This window comes from Psychrobacter sp. Ps1 (assembly GCF_022129425.1).
Classification (GTDB): Bacteria; Pseudomonadota; Gammaproteobacteria; order Pseudomonadales; family Moraxellaceae; genus Psychrobacter.
Genome location: NZ_JADQAN010000025.1, coordinates 22,578 through 42,018, shown reverse-complemented (window position 1 = coordinate 42,018; position 19,441 = coordinate 22,578). Strand labels below are relative to the sequence as shown.

General features: G+C 42.2%; 18 protein-coding genes and 1 pseudogene. 11 read left to right on the top strand and 8 right to left on the bottom strand.

Annotation, left to right across the window (positions count from 1 at the left end):
* Window positions 1–72: 72 nt before the first annotated feature.
* Window positions 73–300, bottom strand: a complete 228-nt coding sequence (locus I3249_RS11740; protein ID WP_238070091.1) for a hypothetical protein — start codon at window positions 298–300, stop codon at window positions 73–75.
* 147 nt (window positions 301–447) lie between these two features.
* On the opposite strand from I3249_RS11740, the pseudogene I3249_RS11735 reads away from it, so the two are divergent.
* A pseudogene (locus tag I3249_RS11735) lies at window positions 448–756 on the top strand (IS3 family transposase); the annotation flags it as partial.
* 239 nt (window positions 757–995) lie between these two features.
* On the opposite strand, the gene I3249_RS11730 reads toward I3249_RS11735, so the two are convergent.
* From I3249_RS11730 to I3249_RS11720, 3 genes are all read right to left on the bottom strand, one after another.
* A complete protein-coding gene (locus I3249_RS11730; RefSeq protein ID WP_101205849.1) occupies window positions 996–2,678 on the bottom strand; it encodes an NAD-dependent malic enzyme in 1,683 nt (560 codons plus the stop codon).
* 309 nt (window positions 2,679–2,987) lie between these two features.
* Entirely contained in the window at window positions 2,988–4,796 is a 1,809-nt protein-coding gene (gene dld, locus I3249_RS11725; RefSeq protein ID WP_238070090.1) for a D-lactate dehydrogenase, read from the bottom strand.
* Window positions 4,793–6,499 carry an L-lactate permease gene (locus I3249_RS11720; protein WP_238070089.1) on the bottom strand — a complete coding sequence of 569 codons (1,707 nt, stop codon included), beginning with the start codon at window positions 6,497–6,499 and terminating at the stop codon, window positions 4,793–4,795. The genes dld and I3249_RS11720 overlap by 4 nt, the downstream gene beginning before the upstream one ends.
* Window positions 6,500–6,783: 284 nt before the next feature.
* On the opposite strand from I3249_RS11720, the gene I3249_RS11715 reads away from it, so the two are divergent.
* Together I3249_RS11715 and I3249_RS11710 are read left to right on the top strand one after the other, a co-directional pair.
* The gene (locus I3249_RS11715; protein WP_238070088.1) at window positions 6,784–7,674 is read left to right on the top strand and encodes a LysR family transcriptional regulator; all 891 of its coding nucleotides are present in this window, start codon (window positions 6,784–6,786) and stop codon (window positions 7,672–7,674) included.
* Window positions 7,675–8,221: 547 nt separating this feature from the next.
* Window positions 8,222–9,118: a 3-hydroxyacyl-CoA dehydrogenase gene (locus tag I3249_RS11710; protein ID WP_238070087.1), complete on the top strand. Its 897-nt coding sequence runs from the start codon at window positions 8,222–8,224 to the stop codon at window positions 9,116–9,118.
* A 164-nt stretch (window positions 9,119–9,282) separates the two neighbouring features.
* Here the strand turns inward: I3249_RS11710 and I3249_RS11705 are convergent, their stop codons facing one another.
* Together I3249_RS11705 and I3249_RS11700 are read right to left on the bottom strand one after the other, a co-directional pair.
* Window positions 9,283–9,528 (bottom strand): hypothetical protein, encoded by a 246-nt coding sequence (locus I3249_RS11705; RefSeq protein ID WP_238070086.1) that lies wholly within the window; start codon window positions 9,526–9,528, stop codon window positions 9,283–9,285.
* A 255-nt stretch (window positions 9,529–9,783) separates the two neighbouring features.
* Window positions 9,784–10,035, bottom strand: coding sequence for a hypothetical protein (locus I3249_RS11700; RefSeq protein ID WP_238070085.1), 252 nt, complete (start codon window positions 10,033–10,035; stop codon window positions 9,784–9,786).
* A gap of 362 nt (window positions 10,036–10,397) precedes the next feature.
* On the opposite strand from I3249_RS11700, the gene pqqA reads away from it, so the two are divergent.
* From pqqA to I3249_RS11670, 6 genes are all read left to right on the top strand, one after another.
* Complete coding sequence (pqqA, locus tag I3249_RS11695) at window positions 10,398–10,472, top strand: pyrroloquinoline quinone precursor peptide PqqA (RefSeq protein WP_082894360.1); 75 nt, start codon at window positions 10,398–10,400, stop codon at window positions 10,470–10,472.
* Window positions 10,473–10,543: 71 nt separating this feature from the next.
* Window positions 10,544–11,455 carry a pyrroloquinoline quinone biosynthesis protein PqqB gene (pqqB, locus tag I3249_RS11690; protein WP_238070084.1) on the top strand — a complete coding sequence of 304 codons (912 nt, stop codon included), beginning with the start codon at window positions 10,544–10,546 and terminating at the stop codon, window positions 11,453–11,455.
* Window positions 11,456–11,496: 41 nt separating this feature from the next.
* Complete coding sequence (gene pqqC / locus I3249_RS11685) at window positions 11,497–12,255, top strand: pyrroloquinoline-quinone synthase PqqC (protein WP_238070083.1); 759 nt, start codon at window positions 11,497–11,499, stop codon at window positions 12,253–12,255.
* Window positions 12,252–12,548, top strand: coding sequence for a pyrroloquinoline quinone biosynthesis peptide chaperone PqqD (pqqD, locus tag I3249_RS11680; protein ID WP_165597539.1), 297 nt, complete (start codon window positions 12,252–12,254; stop codon window positions 12,546–12,548). The genes pqqC and pqqD overlap by 4 nt, the downstream gene beginning before the upstream one ends.
* On the top strand, window positions 12,545–13,717 hold the full coding sequence (gene pqqE / locus I3249_RS11675) for a pyrroloquinoline quinone biosynthesis protein PqqE (RefSeq protein ID WP_238070082.1): 1,173 nt from the start codon (window positions 12,545–12,547) through the stop codon (window positions 13,715–13,717). The genes pqqD and pqqE overlap by 4 nt, the downstream gene beginning before the upstream one ends.
* Window positions 13,714–14,769: a dipeptidase gene (locus I3249_RS11670; protein WP_238070081.1), complete on the top strand. Its 1,056-nt coding sequence runs from the start codon at window positions 13,714–13,716 to the stop codon at window positions 14,767–14,769. Before pqqE ends, I3249_RS11670 begins: the two co-directional genes overlap by 4 nt.
* 82 nt (window positions 14,770–14,851) lie before the next feature.
* Here I3249_RS11670 and I3249_RS11665 read toward each other — a convergent pair whose 3' ends face one another.
* Window positions 14,852–15,766 carry a LysR family transcriptional regulator gene (locus I3249_RS11665; protein ID WP_238070080.1) on the bottom strand — a complete coding sequence of 305 codons (915 nt, stop codon included), beginning with the start codon at window positions 15,764–15,766 and terminating at the stop codon, window positions 14,852–14,854.
* 193 nt (window positions 15,767–15,959) lie between these two features.
* Between I3249_RS11665 and I3249_RS11660 the strand changes: the two genes are divergently transcribed.
* A complete protein-coding gene (locus I3249_RS11660) occupies window positions 15,960–16,934 on the top strand; it encodes a hypothetical protein (protein WP_238070079.1) in 975 nt (324 codons plus the stop codon).
* Between the two features lie 160 nt (window positions 16,935–17,094).
* Complete coding sequence (locus I3249_RS11655; RefSeq protein WP_238070078.1) at window positions 17,095–18,243, top strand: heparan-alpha-glucosaminide N-acetyltransferase domain-containing protein; 1,149 nt, start codon at window positions 17,095–17,097, stop codon at window positions 18,241–18,243.
* Between the two features lie 248 nt (window positions 18,244–18,491).
* Here I3249_RS11655 and I3249_RS11650 read toward each other — a convergent pair whose 3' ends face one another.
* Complete coding sequence (locus I3249_RS11650; protein WP_238070077.1) at window positions 18,492–19,385, bottom strand: LysR family transcriptional regulator; 894 nt, start codon at window positions 19,383–19,385, stop codon at window positions 18,492–18,494.
* Window positions 19,386–19,441: the final 56 nt, after the last annotated feature.

Sequence of the window (19,441 nt, the reverse complement as noted above, 5' to 3'; positions counted from 1 at the left end):
GTTTGGCATATCTATTAAGTAAGTAGCGTTCAATAATATACGTTGTGTCTTATAACTACTTTTGCAAGAGGTCTAATATAATAGTTTATCACCGTCAGTTTCAAGATAACGAGCAGCATCTTTGACTGCATCTAAGGTTCTAGTCAAGGGTAATGAGTTACTCATATCTAATGCATAGTTTTTAGCTTGCCCAAACTCAAGAAAGGTTTCCAAATCATTTGTTCTTTTTGCTAATTCTTTACTTGTTACTGGACTAACTAGACCAAGAACCCTGTAAGGACTACTAAAAATTATATTCACGCTAAATAACCTCAAAAGTATACATATTTTCACAATTTTTTATATATTAACACTTGTGCAGTATAACTGAAATAGAGTGATGTACTCTATTGAAAAGAAAGTAAAACATAAAATGGTTTAGTTAAGAAATCAGGTATAGAATTACCACTAATTGTGCATTCTGATAGAGGCAGCCAGTATTGCAGTCACGCCTACCACAAGACCATTAAGCAGCATCAATTCATAGGCTCAATGAGCGGCAAAGGCAACTGTTTCGATAACGCTCCGATAGAAAGCTTCTGGGGCGTATTAAAGAATGAGTTGGTATATCATCAAGACTATAAAACAAGGTTCACAGCCATCAATGATATTATCAGTTATATCGAGCTGTACTACAATCAGACGAGGATTCAAAAGGGTTTGGGCTATCAATCGCCAAGACAGGTGTGGTTTGATTATTATCGTCAAGCTGCGTAACTAAAATCTCCCAAGTTTAATTCTACGGGATTGACGGCAGGGGTCACACCTCTTAGAATACCTTTAAAATATCTGAAATTATCTAGGCGTTGACTAACTCACCATCAAAACAAGCGACCATACAGACCTTATAGTTTTATATTAATGCATAGATAAAAAAATCACCCTAACTGTTCAAGTTAAGGTGATTTTTTATGGTGTTTGCAATATTGATAATAGCTAACTATCTAATTTCTAACTTAGAAAGAAGTCCGGCGATAGTTACGATATTCAGGTAACCAAAAGTTCGCTTTTAATCGGCGTTGTAAATTCTCCGATGTGATAGGTAGTGCTAGCTTATCTTGAGCTGCTTGTAATGCCACTGCATACGCTATTTTTTCACTGATCTCTCTGATAACTTTGATCGGCGGTAGGATGGCACCAGGTGCTTTTTCGTATTCCATGGATATATCTGCAAGGGCTTGGCTTGCTGCCGTTAGCATATTATCGCTGATACCTGTCGCACGTGCTGCTAAAACACCTAGACCAATGCCAGGGAAAATATAGCTGTTATTACACTGAGAAACCTCAAAAGACTGACCGTTATAAGTGGTATGAGGAAACGGACTACCCGTCGCAACAATTGCCTTACCTTTACTCCAATTCATGACTTCTTGCGGCGTTGCTTCCACACGAGACGTTGGATTTGAAAGTGGTAGTACAATTGGGTGCTCAGTATTAGCACATAGCGACTCGATCACTTCTTGGGTGAACAGACCTTTTTGTCCGCTAACACCAAATAATACGGTGATTTTTGCTTGTTTAACCACTTGCGCTAAGCCGAGTTTCTTACTTTTATCCCAGCTTGCAATAGCTGATTCTTTTTGTACTAATGGTTCTTGGAATTTTTGCAGCTCTGTCATGCCATCTGTTAGCAGGCCATAACGATCAACCATGAACACTTGACTACGAGCTTGCTCTTCAGTCAATCCTTCACGTTGCATTTGGCGAATAATATGCTCAGCAATACCGCAACCTGCAGATCCTGCGCCTAAAAATGCGATATTCTGTTGGCTAAGTTTTTGACCTTTATTTAGACACGCTGCAATCAGAGTACCAACCGATACCGCAGCAGTCCCTTGAATATCATCATTAAAGCAGCATAGCTGATCACGATATTTATTCAATAATGGTGTCGCGTTTTCCTGAGCAAAATCTTCAAACTGTAATAACACTTCTGGCCAACGGCGCTTAACGGCCTGAATAAATAAGTCCACAAATTCATTATATTCATCGCCAGAGATGCGCGGATTTCTCCAGCCCATATACATAGGATCATCAAGCAACTGTTGGTTGTTGGTGCCGACATCCAGCAAAATAGGTAGACAGTAGGCTGGGCTAATACCACCACAAGCCGTATATAAAGACAACTTACCGATTGGAATACCCATACCACCAATACCCTGATCCCCTAGGCCCAAGATACGTTCACCGTCAGTAACAACGATCACTTTGACGTTTTGTTTGGTGGCATTTTGTAGCATATCGTCGATTTTGTGACGCTCAGGATATGAGATAAACAAACCCCGTTTACGACGATAGATTTGCGAGAACTTTTCACACGCCTGACCAACGGTTGGAGTATAAATGAGCGGCATGACTTCTTCGATATGCTGCTCAATTAGATGATGAAATAAGGTTTCATTGGTATCTTGGATGTTACGCAAGTAAATATGCTTATCCATCGCATCAGTGAATGAGCTTAGTTGATGATAAGCACGTAATGATTGCTCCTCAATCGTTTCAATATTATGAGGTAATAGCCCCGTTAAATTAAAGCTACTACGTTCTTCTGATGAAAAAGCACTACCTTTATTCAGTAAAGGTGTCTCTAAAAGAGCGGGTCCAGCAACAGGAATATATAAAGGACGCTTGTTTGACATAATGTAATCTTCTTATTAAAGGCATATGAGTGAAAGCCATACTGAGTGAAAGCTATGCTAGTGCTGCATTATACATAGCATCGACTGGTATTTAACAATAGATAACAAAATCATTTTGAATAAATGTGCTTCTGAACTCGAGGTCACTGATACATTTACCGAGAAATAATCAAAAAGCACTACCAATCGGCAGTGCTTCTGAGGATGTATTGAACATTTATAATAGACAAACACTGAACTATTTAGCTACTTAGCAACTGATAAATAATCAGCCCATGGCCAGTTTTAAATATCAGTTATAGAATTCAGTTATAAACAGCACGAGCAATTGCGTTTGGTTTTCGACATTTTACCAATACCCGGATTAAAGGTATTGGTTGGGTCTAGACTTTTATAAAAGTTCTGCAAATCAGGTTCCGCTTCGTATAGGTGTCCGACATTATGCTCAGCAGGATATTTGGCTCCGCGTGCGCTCAGTAGCTCTAACATCATTTTTTTAACAAGATGTGCATCACTACCCTTCTTCAAAATATAATCTTGATGAAATACATAACAAAAGAAGTGCCCGTAATACAGCTTCTTCTCTAAGCGTTGTTCAATTTCTTTAGGTAACGTTTCGAGCCATTCTAATTCGTTACGTGGTATGGCAATATCCAATGCCAATATGTCGCCGACGTCTTTTTCATGTATCACTTCATAACGTAATGCAGCACCTGCAGCGGCAAAGCGATGTAAAAAAGCGCTTTCCGATTCTTCTTGACTACATTCAAAATAGTTACCCGTATTTGAAGCGTCGAAAAACACCTTCAGAAAATCCTGTGCTTCTGCTATGCCGTCATCACTCATTTTTAAGATGAGATGATGTTCATATTGGTCGCGATACTCTAGCATTCGCTTCGGTAAATGCTTTGGAAATATATTGGCGATGAACTGCATGACTTTGTCAGTGAAATGCTTTGGCATCCATGACCATTTATGGAACTTTGCGTCCATAGCGCCTTTGATAGAAAATAGTCGAGGTAAAGCATTGGTACCGAGATGCTTAATACTTAGGAACGTATCCTTGCCATATTTAGCAGATACATCAAATATATCACGATGCATATACTCACCAACTTCAGGAATATTTTCGAAATTTGACAGTAACTGCCGTCGCAACTGTGCAAGCTCACTCACACTGTTGGTGCCTATATAAAAGGTTTTCTCTTTTACAGCCGTTGGATAAGTGTCAAGACGTACTGCAAATACCGCCAGCTTGCCAGCACAGCCGCTTGCTTCATACAGTCTTCGCTTATCTGCATTAAAACGACTTGGTGTGCTCGCATCAACGTCTTTTACTCTGGCGATATATTCTTTGTCAGATGCCATCTTACCAGTGTCAGGTAATGCTCTTTTATCAAAATTACCTGTTTGTAAGTTAGTAAGTATTTCTTCTGGGGTATCTCCTAACTCTACGTCTAGGTGATTAACCAGCACTAGCTGACCGTGCTTGTCTATTTGGGCAAACAATGCCAGCTCGGTATAAGCAGGACCTCTTTTCACCAGTGCCCCACCTGAATTGTTAGAAACACCGCCAATAATTGACGCACCCAACGTCGATGAACCGATGACCGAGTGAGGCGCTCTATTTACGGCTTTAAGCTGACTTTGCAATTGGTGCAACGTGGCGCCAGGTAAGCTAATCACTTGCTCGTTATCATTCACCAAATACAACTGATTCATTGCAAGGGTATTGATCACAACCACTGGTCTATCGTAATCATTACCGCTCGGGGTTGAGCCTTCCGTCAGCCCTGTTTTTGCTGCTTGCATGATAATAATGCAGTCGCCTTCCACACATATTTCTAGACTACGCCAAATCTCCAGCAGTGTTTGTGGAAACAAAACAGCCAAAGCATTGCCGCCGCCAGAACGCCACCCCATTCTATAGTGTTCGTTTTTTTCTGGATCAGCCTGTACATTGCTAGCTCCCAGTAAATGGGTTAGTTTATCTAACACTTGCTCAGGACGGAGTGTGTCTTGGTCTTGATGCGCTATATTTGATGAGAAAAGGTTTGATGAAGCTCTATTTAATGACGGCATATGACGCTCTTTATTTGGTGATTGTGTGTCACTCATAATGCTAAAGGCCCTTGAAAACCAAAGAGGTAAATGGCAGCCATGACGATAATCCCGCAGAACAACACATAATAGATGGTAGGTAAAATAGTACGTCTAAGTGTGGCGCCCTCCATACCGAGTAGGCCTACCGTTGCCGATGCAGCCACCACATTATGTACTGCAATCATATTACCAGCAGCGGCACCAACTGCTTGAGCCGCGATGATTAGAGAAGGTGAAATATGTAAGCTCATGGCGGCTTCGTATTGGAACTGACTGAACATCATGTTAGATACGGTATTGGAGCCCGCGATAAAGGCACCTAACGCACCAATGGTTGCACTAATTAAGGGGAAAACACTGCCAAAAGTACCCGCAAACAACTCTGCACTGGCGACAGGCATACTCGCCACATCTGATAAGTTTACGCCTGAATTAATAAAAATCCTAACCATTGGAATCGTAAAAATAAGAACAAACCCAGCCCCTAGTACAGTCTTGCCTGATTCTTTAAAGGCATTGTTTAGTGCACTGGCAGGTTTGTTCGTTTGAAAAGCTGCGGCAACCAAGGCGCTGATTAATAACAAGCCGCCTGGTAAGTATAAAGGACTAAAGCTAGCACTGATATCTGCCTCACTTAAAATCGAGGTTAGGTCTACTGTCGCACTGTTCAGCAAAGACTGAAAGCCTGTTAATACTCTAGAACACACCAATAAAAGGGCAACTAATAGATAAGGAAACCACGCCATGACCGTGGACATCTTTTTATCACTCAACGCAGGAGTGATGTCTTCTTTGCTGACCACTAGCTTACCAAGCCATTCACTTGGCCAGCTTTTTTTCGGTTCAAAATCCCATGTGGTTTTTGGTACTAAAAATCCACGTTTTGCCGCATTAACAACGATAGTGATACTGACCAAACCGCCGACCAATGATGGAAACTCTGGCCCTAAAAAAATACCTGTTAGGGTATAAGGGACTGTGAATGCCAAACCCGCAAAAATAGCAAATGGCCAAATAGCGAAGCCTTCTCTCCAGCTTTTATTTTTCCCAAAGAAACGTGTGAGCATCATCACCATAAAAAGTGGCATAAATGTACCAATAACACCGTGCATAATGGCTACTTGGCTGGTGATCAGTTGTAAAAAATCGCCCCACTCTAGTCCTTGTTGTGCCAGTTGGGCGCTAATGGCTACTGTATCTAACCCCTTGTTTACTCCAATAACGATAGGCGTACCGACTGCCCCAAACGATACAGGCGTACTTTGGATCATCATTCCCATCAACACAGCACCCAGCGCTGGAAATCCTATTGCGACGAGTAAAGGCGCGGCAATAGCGGCCGCTGTACCAAAACCAGCCGCTCCCTCAAGAAAGCAGCCAAAGCACCATGCAATAATGATGGCTTGCACCCGCCTATCTGGCGATACATTGGTAAACCCAGCACGGATAACAGCAATGGCACCAGTATGCTTCAACGTATTCAGTAAAAAAATAGCCCCAAATACGATCCACAATACTGAGACGGTAATGACCATCCCTTGAATGATCGATGAAGACACGCGATTAAGCGTCATATCCCATACAAAGAGGGCAAGCGCGGCAGTAACCGCCAGAACGATTGGCATGGTTCTTTTGGCTGACCATTGCAAGCCTATCAAAAAAATACCACAGAGAACGATTGGCAGTAATGCCAACAGTCCATATATTGTTTGATTCAAAATCATAGTCCTTTTTTTATCGTGTAATCTTCCTTGAACAACTTCATTTAAGCATTTGTTTTTATAACTTCACGCTGTCGGTCAGACGAAGCCGAAGACAATCTCTGTCAGTGACATGATTAATAGAATGGTTAAATAAACAAATCCTCAAAATTCCCTAAAATATTCTACGCCTTGTCGATACATTGATATATTGCATCAAAGGATAATGTTATTTTCTTTTTTTGCTATAATCTAAAACGTATTACACCAATTGGGGAACAAGTATGGGCAAAGCTGACGATATGGTTTTATTCGTCCAAGTGGTTGATGAAGGGTCATTTTCTCGGGTCGCTGAAAAGCTGTCATTAACGAATTCAGTGGTAAGCAAACGTATTGTAAGATTAGAAGAGAGCTTAAATGCACAGCTACTGTATAGGACAACCAGAAAGTTAAGCTTAACCGATGCAGGAAGGACGCTTTATGACAAAGCTAAAATCGCTAAATTTGCCTTTCAGGAAGCTGAAAATGCCGTAACAGGCTATGGTGAGGACATGAAAGGCAACATACGTATAACCATGCCAGCGGTCTCTGCGAATCTAATATTGAGCGAATCTATTGCCGAATTCTGTAAACAACACCCAGAAATATCAGTAGATTTACAGATTACCAATCGATTGGTTGATTTGATAGAAGAAGGATTTGATCTGGCGATAAGGACAGCAGAGCTTGAAGACTCATCACTCATTGCAAGACGCCTTATAGATAGCCAATGGGTCATATGTGCAACACCAGACTATTTAGAGCGACACGGTACACCTCAAACCCCTGAACAATTACGGAGTCATGAGTGTTTGGTCTATAAGTTTGATCATACGGCGAATGGTATATGGCCGCTATATATAGATGGCACGGAGCAACTGCTTCCTGTACAGGGTCGGTTTCATAGCAATCATCTTAATGCGATTAAACAAGCGACTCTCAGCGACCTAGGTATCGCCTTTTTACCACAAGCACTTGTTTATGAAGAAATGCAGCAAAATACGCTCACTCAGATTTTGCAACGCTTTACACGAAAGAAAATGGGTATGTATGCGGTTTACCCCAAGGCACGGCAACCGGACCAAAAGTTGAAACTGCTTGTAGCGCATCTGCGAGAATCATTACATCAAAAACAGGCTTACTACTGCTCATAACCTTCAGATAGATCAATAAGATGGCTTGTCCACTCTAGCTACTTCTCCGCTAATGCAATCCATCCTTACGCGCATGGCACAGTTGGAAAATGGCGCGTGATACAAATGTAAACCTTCGAATTTGGTAACGGATTTATACGTAAGAATAATAGTAGGGACAATAGCCTTCCTTGTATATTGAATGCGTTAAATACGATTTTCATCGTACATCACTGCTTACGTTCTCCTTTACAACCTCGTCGACAAGATTTTGACATCAACAGTCATTAAAAATGTCGTTCTGATATGAAATTAGCCTTCAATTATCATAAAATCATTAGGTGTGAAGTTAGCAATATAATCATTAAATTATTGAATTAATATACAATATAAGAAGTCAAGTGATGTGAAATTATCTGATACCTGCATAGCGATATTTTTGGGTTCTCTTTAATGTTTTTATAAAAATGAAGGTTGAATAATTAAGAAAAACCATCTAATAATAGATCTATAAGTTCTAGACATTTATCTAGCAACTTATATCCACTACTATTAGGAAATAAATACAATGACGTATAAAAATGTAACTGTCGCGGGAAGCGGCATCCTAGGCTACCAAATTGCTTTTCAAGCCGCATTTCATGGCTTCAATGTCAGTGTCTATGACATCAATGATGAGGTTTTAGAAAAAGCAAAGTCAAAATTTCAATTGATGTGCAAGGCTTTTCGAAAGGATTTGAGAGCAACTCAAGAGCAGTTGGATAAAGCTTTTGATAACCTTAGCTACACCTCAGACTTAGCAGAAGCAGTCAAAGATGCTGACCTAATGATTGAAGCCATTCCCGAAATTCCTGAAATTAAAATCGAATTTTATGAAAAACTTGCCAAATTAGCGCCAGAGAAAACCATCTTTGCCACCAATACCTCTACCTTACTTCCTAGTCAGTTTGCAGAGTCAACGGGACGACCTGCGCAGTTTTTAGCGCTACACTTTGCCAATAAAATTTGGATGCATAATGTCGCCGAAATCATGGGGCATCCTGGCACAGATCCTAAAGTATTTGATGAGGTTGTTGCTTTTGCTACTGCCATCGGCATGGTGGCAATGCCTCTGGATAAAGAGCAACCCGGCTATATCATGAACGGTTTGTTAGCGCCTTTTATAGATGCAGCTTTGCAATTGGTTGCAAAAGAGGTTGCCGATCCACATACGATAGATAAAACGTGGATGATAGTAACTGGCGCGCCGTCAGGTCCCTTTGCCATATTGGACACTATCGGTATCAACACTGCCTACAACATCACAAAACTATCTGCTGAAAAAACTCAAAATCCTGTGAGGTTCAAGGCTGCTCAATATTTAAAAGAGCAATTAATCGATCAAAACAAACTAGGATTCGCGACTGGTGAAGGTTTCTACACTTATCCAAACCCAGCCTTTATGCAGCCTGATTTTTTGAAATAAAAAACCGCTTTCAAACTGGCTCTAAAACACAAAAGGCCATTCAAGCTGTATATTGCATCGCTTGAATGGCCTTGTCAGTCGCGCATTTTATCTAACTAAATATCTTAATATTAGGATTTACTTTCGGCGATGACTATCCAAACTTATCTAAGTTATGTTGTTCACTAAAGAGAAAAGTCATATCGCGTCAATGCAATTATTTCAATTGGCACTGCATACTTCCAAGGCATACCGCCCGTACAGTAGAACTGGCCATCTTCAAAAGCCACAATGCGAGATGTGAAGTCATTACCTACCTGATCTTTTAGAGCATTCTCATCACTCTCATCACTTACAGCACACCATATACTTTGATGACCGTCCTCAAGCATTGAACGAGTTAGTTCGCTTCCAACAATTACCGTATCCATGTTGTTACTCCTATTCAATGACAATGATTAGTAAGCTAAACAAGTGGCTTCATAACAGCAATTACTTGAGCATCTTCGAACTTGTTTTATCTATCGTTGCAAAATATTAGTGGCTAGACAGATGAGCTTATAAATAGATAGTACAGATGTATTGTCAACTAGAACAAGAGGTTGTAGACAGATGGTAGATTTTCATGCATAGGCTGTAAAACTAACCTGCATTTAGAGTATAACAGTCATTATACTGATAATGAGTTATAGCCCCACATCATCATGAGTAAGTGCCACTCTCTTCACTGAGACAGCGTACTTCCATAGATCACCTTTATCACAAACGAACTGGTCGTTATCGAAAGCTACTATAGGAACCAGTAATTCGTAGTAACCATTATCTATGGTTGCTACAGCATAATCATCGCTAACGTTGCTGACAGCACACCATACATAGTTGCTGACATTTTCCAAGATGGCTTTGGTTAACTCACTGCCTTGTAATTCAGCAATCATCTTCAGGCTCCAGTATCTATCAATTTAATCTATTACTTTATAGATAAATTCGGTTTTTGCAATATACGTGTATAACTCATAAGTTCTCGAATACGCTTAACTCCCCTCGAGCAGATTTTTTATAGTTATAATTTATGCTCAATCTATTCAAAGGTATTTTTAATCTTATGCTCGATATACTGTCTTTTCGGTATGATAAATCGGCTTTCATTTATGCTATAACAGACTGCTTAATCGATGCTCGTTAACGCTTTACTAACATCTAATAAATTGACAGCGGGGGCAGCTTATACTACCCTTTATCACTCATTCACTTTATTAATCTTACTTCTTAAATAGTAAGATCGTTCCGGAGTAATCCCATGCAGTGGACCAAACCAGCTTTTCAAGACATTCGTATCGGTTTCGAAGTGACTATGTATTTCGAAGCACGCTAAAACTCATTAGCACTCAATCCATTAAAAGCCCTAGATGATTAGGGCTTTTATTTTTTTGGAAATATTGATTTATGTATATTCACGTTTTAGGCTCAGCTGCTGGTGGCGGTTTCCCGCAGTGGAACTGTAACTGCGATAATTGCCACGGTGTCCGTCAAGGCACGATTCAGGCAAAAACCCGTACCCAATCTTCGATAGCCATATCAGAAAATGGTGTGGATTGGATCTTATTCAACGCGTCACCTGATATCCGCCAACAATTATTTGAGTTCAAGGCAGCACAGCCAGCACGTCAATTGAGAGATACAGGCATCACCAATGTGGTCTTGATGGACAGTCAACTTGACCATACGACGGGGCTATTGACCCTGCGTGAAGGCTGTCCGATGCCTGTTTGGTGTACTGACATGGTCTATCAAGATCTAACGACAGGATTTCCTCTCTTTAACATGTTGAAGCACTGGAATGGCGGTTTGCAATATAATCAGATTGATCCAGAAAAGACATTTAAGATTGAAGGATTTGACAATTTAGAATTGACGCCTTTAGTGATTAGAAGCTCTGCACCGCCCTACTCTCCGCATCGTAATGACCCGCATGATGGCGACAATATTGCCCTGATTGTAAAAGATTTAAAAACACAAAAACAACTCTTTTATGCGCCAGGCTTGGGCAAAATTGACGATGACGTTATGCAAATCATGAAAGCGTCTGATTGTGTGATGATTGACGGTACGCTATGGACAGATAACGAGATGCAAGAACGCGGCGTCGGTACAAAGACCGGTCAAGACATGGGGCATTTACATATTAGTGGTGAAGACGGCTCGCTGCATTATCTAGATCAGTTAGATAACACTCGTAAGGTGCTGATCCATATCAATAACACCAACCCGATATTGAATGAACAGTCTGAACAGGCTGCGACATTAAAACAACATGGTGTTGAAGTAGCATTTGATGGGATGCAGATTGAGCTTTAATACAAACGGTAAGGCAAAACAGCAATCGTAAGGTGAGAACAATGCAAGAAGAAAATACAGCGCTAAGCCCAGAAGCGTTTGAACAAGCGATTATGGCTAAGGGTCAGTACTATCATATTTACCATCCCTTTCATGTCATGATGCATGAAGGCAAAGCGACCCAGCAGCAGATCCAAGCGTGGGTCGCCAACCGTTTTTATTATCAGATCAATATCCCATTGAAAGACGCGGCCATTATGGCAAATTGCCCCGATCAGCGCGTGCGTCAAGAATGGATTCAACGCATGATTGATCAAGATGGCGTGTATCCTGACGGCGGTGGACGTGAGGCATGGTTAGGTCTGGCAGAAGCGGTTGGTTTGACTCGTGAGCAGGTGATTTCTGAAGAGCTGGTACTACCAGGTGTGCGTTTTGCCGTCGATGCTTATGTGAACTTTGCACGGCGTACCTCATGGCGAGAAGCCGCCAGTAGCTCACTGACTGAGCTGTTTGCCCCGCAGATTCATCAGTCGCGTTTAGAGTCGTGGCCCAAGCATTACCCTTGGATAAAAGAACAAGGCTATACCTATTTCCGCTCACGCTTGAGTCAAGCGCGCCGCGATGTTGAGCATGGTCTGACCATCACACTCGACTCATTCAAAACAGCCGAGCAACAAGAGCGTATGCTTGAGATCCTACAGTTTAAGCTCGATATCTTATGGACAATCTTGGATGCCTTGAGCTTGGCCTATGTGCATAATCAAGCCCCTTATCAAAGCGTTACCACTGACAATGTTTGGCATAAAGGATTGTTCAAATGAGTATACCTGCTAGTTTACCTGAGCTGGATCAATCCATCGTACCGGTATGGCGTCACGGTTATCGTTTTCAGTTTGAGCCAGCGCAAAACGCCTATGTCTTACTCTACCCTGAAGGCATGATTAAGCTCAATGACAGTGCCAGCATCATTGGGCAACATATTGATGGCAAAGCGTCCATTGCTGATATTATCCAAAAGGTACAAGCTATGTTTGGCGATATTCCTGAAATCGAGCAAGACATCATTGAATATATGCTGGTTGCCCAGCGTGAACATTGGATTGATTTAGTATGACTGCACCAGTCGGGCTTCCACTATGGCTACTTGCAGAGCTGACCTATCGTTGCCCCTTACAATGCCCTTATTGCTCAAACCCCATTGATTATGCTCAATATAAGCAGGAGCTGACGACAGAGGAATGGTTTGATGTGTTTGATCAGGCGCGGCAAATGGGCGCGGTGCAGCTTGGTTTTTCTGGCGGCGAGCCACTGGTTCGTCAAGACCTAGAAGAGTTGGTCGCTTATGCGCATAACCAAGGTTTTTATACCAACTTAATCACGTCAGGTATGGGGCTTACTGAGGCTCGGATTGCACGTTTAAAAGAAGCAGGTCTTCAGCATATTCAGATTAGTTTCCAAGCCAGTGATCCAACGGTCAACAATGCCTTGGCAGGTTCAAAACATGCCTTTGAGCAAAAGTATGAGATGTCACGTCTGGTTAAGCAATACGACTATCCGATGGTACTTAACTTTGTCATTCATCGGCAAAACATCGATCAGATTGACCAGATTATTGAGCTGTGCTTAGAGCTTGAAGCCGACACGGTTGAGCTGGCTATTTGCCAGTTTTATGGCTGGGCATTTGAAAACATAGAGGGTTTACTACCAACCAAAACGCAAGTGGTCCGAGCTGAACGCATTACCAATGAATACCGTAAGCATATTGAAGAACGTGGTATCAAATGCAAACTTATTTTTGTGGTGCCTGATTATTATGAAGAACGTCCAAAGCCCTGTATGGATGGCTGGGGCAAGATTTTCTTAACAGTGGCCCCAGACGGTACAGCCCTACCTTGCCATGCTGCCAGACAAATGCCAATACAGTTCCCTAATGTACGACGTACACCACTGTCAGATATTTGGTATGAGTCTGCGAGCTTCAATCAGTTTCGCGGGGATGACTGGATGCCCGACATCTGTCAAAGCTGCCCAGATAAAGAGCGCGATTATGGCGGCTGCCGTTGCCAAGCGTTTATGCTAACTGGGGATGCCAAAAATGCCGATCCTGTCTGTGGCAAATCGCCTTATCACTACCTGATTGAGGAGGCACGTATCAACAGCGAGACGCCTGTACCTTTTAAAGAGTTGCGCTTTCGCAATCCAAAGAATTCTAAATCACTGAGTAACAAACAGCTGAATAAAGACAAATTGATTCCTACTCGTATGGTAACAGGTGAAATATGAATGCTAATACTAAGCCTGTGATATTTGATGGACATAACGATCTGTTGACCCGCCTTTGGCTAAGTTCAACTGCCGATCCGGTACATGATTTTATTTATGGCACGCTACCAGGGCATTTGGACTTACAACGTTGCAAAGAAGCGAATTGGATGGGCGGATTATTTTCCATTTTCTTGCCGCCCTATGCTTATGTGAAAAACAACCATCCTGACAAATTAGCCAACCCCTCACATTCAGATTTTACTCCGCAAGAAATCGTCGATATCTGCTGTGCGCAGTTAGCACTTGCACAGCAACTAGAGGCAAGATCTGACGGTCAGATTCAGATTTGTACCTCGTTAGAACAAATTCAGGCCTGTCAGCAGAATAAGCAACTGGCCATTGTATTGCATTTGGAAGGTGCTGAGTTTTTAGCCATACAGCCTGATCTGCTAGATGTATTTTATGAGGCAGGACTCAGAAGCATTGGCCCACTCTGGAATAGAAAGAGCCTCTTCGGTGATGGCTTAAATGCGTCTTTTCCGCATTCTCCAGATACAGGATCTGGTCTTACCGCTCAGGGCAAAGCGCTTATTTTGTCATGTCGTAACAAGCAGATGCTGATCGATGTGTCGCATATGAATGAACGCGCTTTTTGGGATACGCTAGAGATTGTCTGCCAGCCTATTGTTGCAACACACTCCAATTCGCATGCTCTCTGTCAGCAAGCACGGAACTTGACCGATAAACAGCTGGCTGCTATTAAACAAAGCGATGGTATGGTTGGGGTGAATTTCGATGTGGCGTTTCTTCGTGCAGATGGACAACGTAATACGCAAACCTCGCTTGATGTGATTGTCGACCATCTTGATTATCTGATCGACCATCTAGGCGAAGATCACGTTGGGTTTGGCTCTGATTTCGATGGCTGCCTACTACCTGATGAGTTATCTGATATCAGTCAAATCTCTATGCTGATTGAGCGGATGCAACAACGCCATTTTTCTGATCCATTGATTGAAAAGATCACGTCAAAAAACTGGTTTACAGTGCTTGATAAGGTATGGCAATAATTATAATGGCCATCCAGCAATTACTGTCTAGGGATTGCTGTTTTGCTCGTCTGAGTAAACAGGGTAATCATTAGTTCTCGTTTTACCTTAATACCTGCTCTACCCGTTCAATCAAGTATTCTTTGACCGCATTAAACAATGGATCGATTAATCGCCGTTCTGGGCAAATCAAATACAGCGGATAGTTGGCCACTTGCCAGCCGTCCAACTCCACCTCGACCAGTCTCCCTGCCTTTAAATCGCCGGCTATATCTAACTGAGACTTTAATGCGATGCCTTTACCCGCGACTGCCCAGCGGCGTACAACGTCACCGTCTTTACTTCTACGATTACCATCCACGGCCACACGTTTAGTCTTTCCCGCTTTCTCAAAAGTCCACTCGCTCAAATACTTTTCATCATGCCCCAAACGTAAACAGTTATGCTGCGATAAATCTTCCGGCATTTTTGGGATACCGATATCCTTATCAATCTTGCTCAAATACTCCTTTGACGCACACAGTATAGGGCGATTATTCAATACAATAGGTAATGCGACCAGTGATGAATCTTTGGGTGCGCCGTAACGTAGTGCCAAATCAATCTGCTGACCGTACAAGTCCACATAGCTGTCTGACATATGTAGCTGCACCGTCACTTTTGGGTGAATGTCTATAAAATCATCCAGCCAAGGCAAAATTAAGTTTCGACCCAAATCTGATGATGCCGACAGCCGAATGGTACCCGTCAGTTCAGCATCATTGTCATGTAGTCCTGCATAAGCGTTGTCCAAAATAGCCACCGCATCTCGGCAATGCTTTAAGTATTGCTCACCCTTGCTAGTCAAACGCAGCCTACGAGTAGAGCGAACAAACAATACCGTCTCAATTTCCGCTTCTAATCGCTTGACCGCTGCACTCACAACTGCAGGCGACAGATCTAAGTGCCGAGCACAGGCAGATAGGCTACCTAAGCGAGCGGTCTCAATAAAAATACGTAAATCCTGCAAATTTTTCATCGTCCTGCCTTCGTTCAATTAACGTTTAACTTAGCAATCGCCATCGCTTGCTGTTGTTGTTGTTGTTGTTACTGCTAGCCTCATCATTATATAAATATTTTTGAAACTGTTTCTCCAAACTTGATGATTATCAAAATAATTAATTATAGTAGCATGCACCTATAAGGTTTACTCACACATTTGGAGATACACGATGGATACTATAATACGGCCTACGAGCACACAGGACACTCAATACCCTAGCCAATATGATAGAGATAATCAGCGAAGCACACTACAGCAAGCACGCAACTTACCACTACCTTCAAAATCAGACATGCTTAGACGTGCACCATCGGTAGAGCATTTCTGGCATCAGAACAGCCAGTTACTGGAGCATGCATGGGCAGAATGGGAAACCACTGAGCATGACTTGCCTGTACTCGATGATTCATTATTTGATCCAACTCTACGTGATGCAGTGACGCAAGCATGGCGCACTCCTTCTACAGAGATGGCTGTTAAAAACTTATGGCAAGAGATACTACCTGACGTATACCAAGGGCAACTCTTTGACCCAGCACAACTATCAACGCTGCGCCGTTATCTGCAAGCAATCGCAGACGCTGATATTCCCATACGTCCTCCCTATGGTATCGCATTGAACAGTAATGGGGCCATGCTAGATGCGCGCTCGCTAGGCTATCTGGCTACCCCTAATTTTCAGGCGTTTTATCATAAAGTCATGAATCAATATATGCGTCCTATCGCTCGGTTATTATTTGCCAATGTTTATGGCTATGACACTCAGACCTTTGGGTTCTCTATTCAATACCAGCCGGCAGGCGACACATCGCTACAACTTCATACTGATGCTTCAGCGGTGACTATGAATATTAACCTAAATTTGCCAGGCGAAGACTTTACTGGGTCAGAAGTTGACTTTGTCGATCGCCATTTAGGGCAAACCAGACGTGCCATCTTTAAACCTGGTATGGCGATTATTCATAGAGGCTCAGTGCCTCACGCCGCACATCCAATCACCAGTGGCAAACGTACCAATATGGTGCTTTGGCTGTATGGTGATAATATGCAAGTACCACGAGGAGTTGGGCTTAATAGTCATATTGATGCCAATCAACGTTGGACTGCTACGCACAGTCAGCCTGATAATTTCGCGCCGTTTTAACAACGGTACGCTATCGTTAGGTCAAACACAGCATAAAAGGTTAAGACAAGCATGAATATCCAAATGAGTGAGTACCTCTACGAAAATGCGCACTTAAATGAATAATAGCTAATAATTGATATGTTATAATGTTTCATTTTAATTATACAAAGGCTATTGTATGGCGACACCTTTTCAACGGCTACAAGCGATCGACGCACTTCGAGGGCTTGTGATGCTCATTATGATGGTGGATCATGTTCGAGAGACATTTTACTTACACCATCAAGTTCCTGATCCAATGCTGATACCAGGAACAGATGAACCACTATTTTTCAGCCGAATGATTGCCCATTTATGTGCGCCTGTTTTTGTGTTACTGACGGGACTGTCTGCTTATTTGTATCAACACAAGCACAATAGTATTCAAATGACCCGCGAATTTTTAATCAAACGCGGGCTTTTTTTGGTGTTTCTGGAGCTGATTGTCATTAACTTTGCTTGGACAGCACAATTTCCACCTGATGTGGTTTACCTCCAAGTGATATGGGCGATTGGCTTCAGTATGATTGCGCTCTCAGCGGTTATTGGTCTGCCTAAGAAGTGGCTGTGGCTACTCAGCTTGGTGATTATATTTGGGCACAATTTATTAGATACCGTCTCCTTTGCCAACGTTCCTATTATGCATCAACTGTGGCTAATACTTCATGAACGCGGCTGGATTGAGTTTGGTGAGGTGATTCGTTTTAGAACCTCTTATCCTGTACTACCTTGGATTGGCGTTATCATACTGGGCTACTGTATCGGTACATCTGTATTCGGTGACTCTACGTCTGTGCAAAAGAGAAACCGTACGTTACTTACATTTGGTATGGTGAGTATCGCGTTATTTGTGGTACTGCGACTGGCCAATGTATACGGCGATCAAGCATGGCTGATGATGCCGACTCTGAGCGAAACCTTCATGAGCTTTATGAATCTCACTAAATATCCGCCATCGTTACTCTTTATATTGTGGAATGTGGGCATAGGACTGGTTTTATTGGTAATGCTCCAAAAGATTGAAACCAAATCATGGACAAAACCCCTTATTGTCATCGGTTCTGTACCCATGTTTTTCTATATCGTACATCTCTATGTATTGAAGCTGCTGTATGTATTTGCTGTTCAACAGTTCGGTATGACGCATGGGGAATATTTTGGTGTAAATGACGTTAGTACACTTTGGTTCATTGCGATTGCACTGAGCATTTTACTGTATCCTTTAATGCGTGCTTTTGCTAAATTCAAACATAGTAATAAGCACATTACTATCCTCAAATATTTATAGCGATAGCTCCCAACGATATAAGAACTGTATAAAAGAACAACAACCCTATAAGCAGGCTTGGCCATCCTATATGGGATATAGCGAAGTCTAGACATTATCAAATGGTCAATAAACATCATTGTAACGTTGCTATTGACCGTTTGAGTTTCTGCTATAGATTTCTGACGTTTTTTAATAATATTTCTTATTAATCTACTTTATTTTTTTTAAAATAGTATAAACAAATATTCCGAGCCATCCATTACTTGCTACCAATAAGGCGAACGCTTTATTTCTTCGGCAAGAAAATCAATAAACTTTCTTTGTAGTGGTGTCACCTGCTTTCGATTGGCATAAACCACATAAACACCCAAGGTTTTGGGTTTCCATTCAGGCAATAACTCAATAAGTTGTCCAGATGCAATCAAAGATTTGACTGCGCCAGATGGCTGTAAACTAATCCCATGTCCACGCAACGTGGCAGAGAGCAAGACTTCAGAGATATTGGCGCTAATATTGCCAGAGATAGGAACAGACTCTGGACCATTTGGCCCGTCAAACACCCATGCCGACCGTCCAAAATACGCAAATGATAGACAGTTGTGATGTACAAGCGACTGTACATCTGTAGGTCTGCCACGCCTTTGTAAATACTCAGGTGCAGCGCATACGATAGAGTGGCACTCACCGATACGTCTGGCAACGACATTTGGCTCCAAGTCATTGGTGATACGAATCGCCAAGTCAATACGGGCATCAACTAAATTGACCGAATCATCAGTGGTAAGAATATCAATTGCTGTTCGGGGCCAGTGAGAAACAAAGCGACCAACCACATCCATCAAAAGGCTATCAATCAGCGAAAAGCTGGCAGTGATTCGCAGCTGACCTTTTAGCTCCAAAGTATTTTGATTGCGTATCTGATCCAACGAGTCAGTCAATCCAAGCAACTGGTACGCCACCTCAAGAGTCTGCTCACCAGGTGCAGTGAGGCTCAGACTTCGAGTTGTGCGATGTAATAAGCGCATATCCATCCAGCTCTCAAGCTCTGTCAGATAGCGCGTTACCTTAGCTCTAGACATGTCTAAATTGTCCGCGGCACGGCTTAAGCTACCTTGTTCAACGATCGTAACAAACACCTGCAACGCGGTCAGCCTATCCATCTCTCCATCCTTATTTGCGCGAAAACTGAAACAGTAAATACCGAATTATAGCGTAT

Bases quoted from the DNA above. Each gene is read 5' to 3' on its own strand.
- I3249_RS11730 (WP_101205849.1), bottom strand. From the start codon at position 2,678: ATGTCAAACAAGCGTCCTTTATATATTCCTGTTGCTGGACCCGCTCTT.
- dld (WP_238070090.1), bottom strand. From the start codon at position 4,796: ATGAGTGACACACAATCACCAAATAAAGAGCGTCATATGCCGTCATTA.
- I3249_RS11715 (WP_238070088.1), top strand. From the start codon at position 6,784: ATGGTTTTATTCGTCCAAGTGGTTGATGAAGGGTCATTTTCTCGGGTC.
- I3249_RS11710 (WP_238070087.1), top strand. From the start codon at position 8,222: ATGACGTATAAAAATGTAACTGTCGCGGGAAGCGGCATCCTAGGCTAC.
- I3249_RS11705 (WP_238070086.1), bottom strand. From the start codon at position 9,528: ATGGATACGGTAATTGTTGGAAGCGAACTAACTCGTTCAATGCTTGAG.
- I3249_RS11700 (WP_238070085.1), bottom strand. From the start codon at position 10,035: ATGATTGCTGAATTACAAGGCAGTGAGTTAACCAAAGCCATCTTGGAA.
- pqqB (WP_238070084.1), top strand. From the start codon at position 10,544: ATGTATATTCACGTTTTAGGCTCAGCTGCTGGTGGCGGTTTCCCGCAG.
- pqqC (WP_238070083.1), top strand. From the start codon at position 11,497: ATGCAAGAAGAAAATACAGCGCTAAGCCCAGAAGCGTTTGAACAAGCG.
- pqqD (WP_165597539.1), top strand. From the start codon at position 12,252: ATGAGTATACCTGCTAGTTTACCTGAGCTGGATCAATCCATCGTACCG.
- pqqE (WP_238070082.1), top strand. From the start codon at position 12,545: ATGACTGCACCAGTCGGGCTTCCACTATGGCTACTTGCAGAGCTGACC.
- I3249_RS11670 (WP_238070081.1), top strand. From the start codon at position 13,714: ATGAATGCTAATACTAAGCCTGTGATATTTGATGGACATAACGATCTG.
- I3249_RS11665 (WP_238070080.1), bottom strand. From the start codon at position 15,766: ATGAAAAATTTGCAGGATTTACGTATTTTTATTGAGACCGCTCGCTTA.
- I3249_RS11660 (WP_238070079.1), top strand. From the start codon at position 15,960: ATGGATACTATAATACGGCCTACGAGCACACAGGACACTCAATACCCT.
- I3249_RS11655 (WP_238070078.1), top strand. From the start codon at position 17,095: ATGGCGACACCTTTTCAACGGCTACAAGCGATCGACGCACTTCGAGGG.
- I3249_RS11650 (WP_238070077.1), bottom strand. From the start codon at position 19,385: ATGGATAGGCTGACCGCGTTGCAGGTGTTTGTTACGATCGTTGAACAA.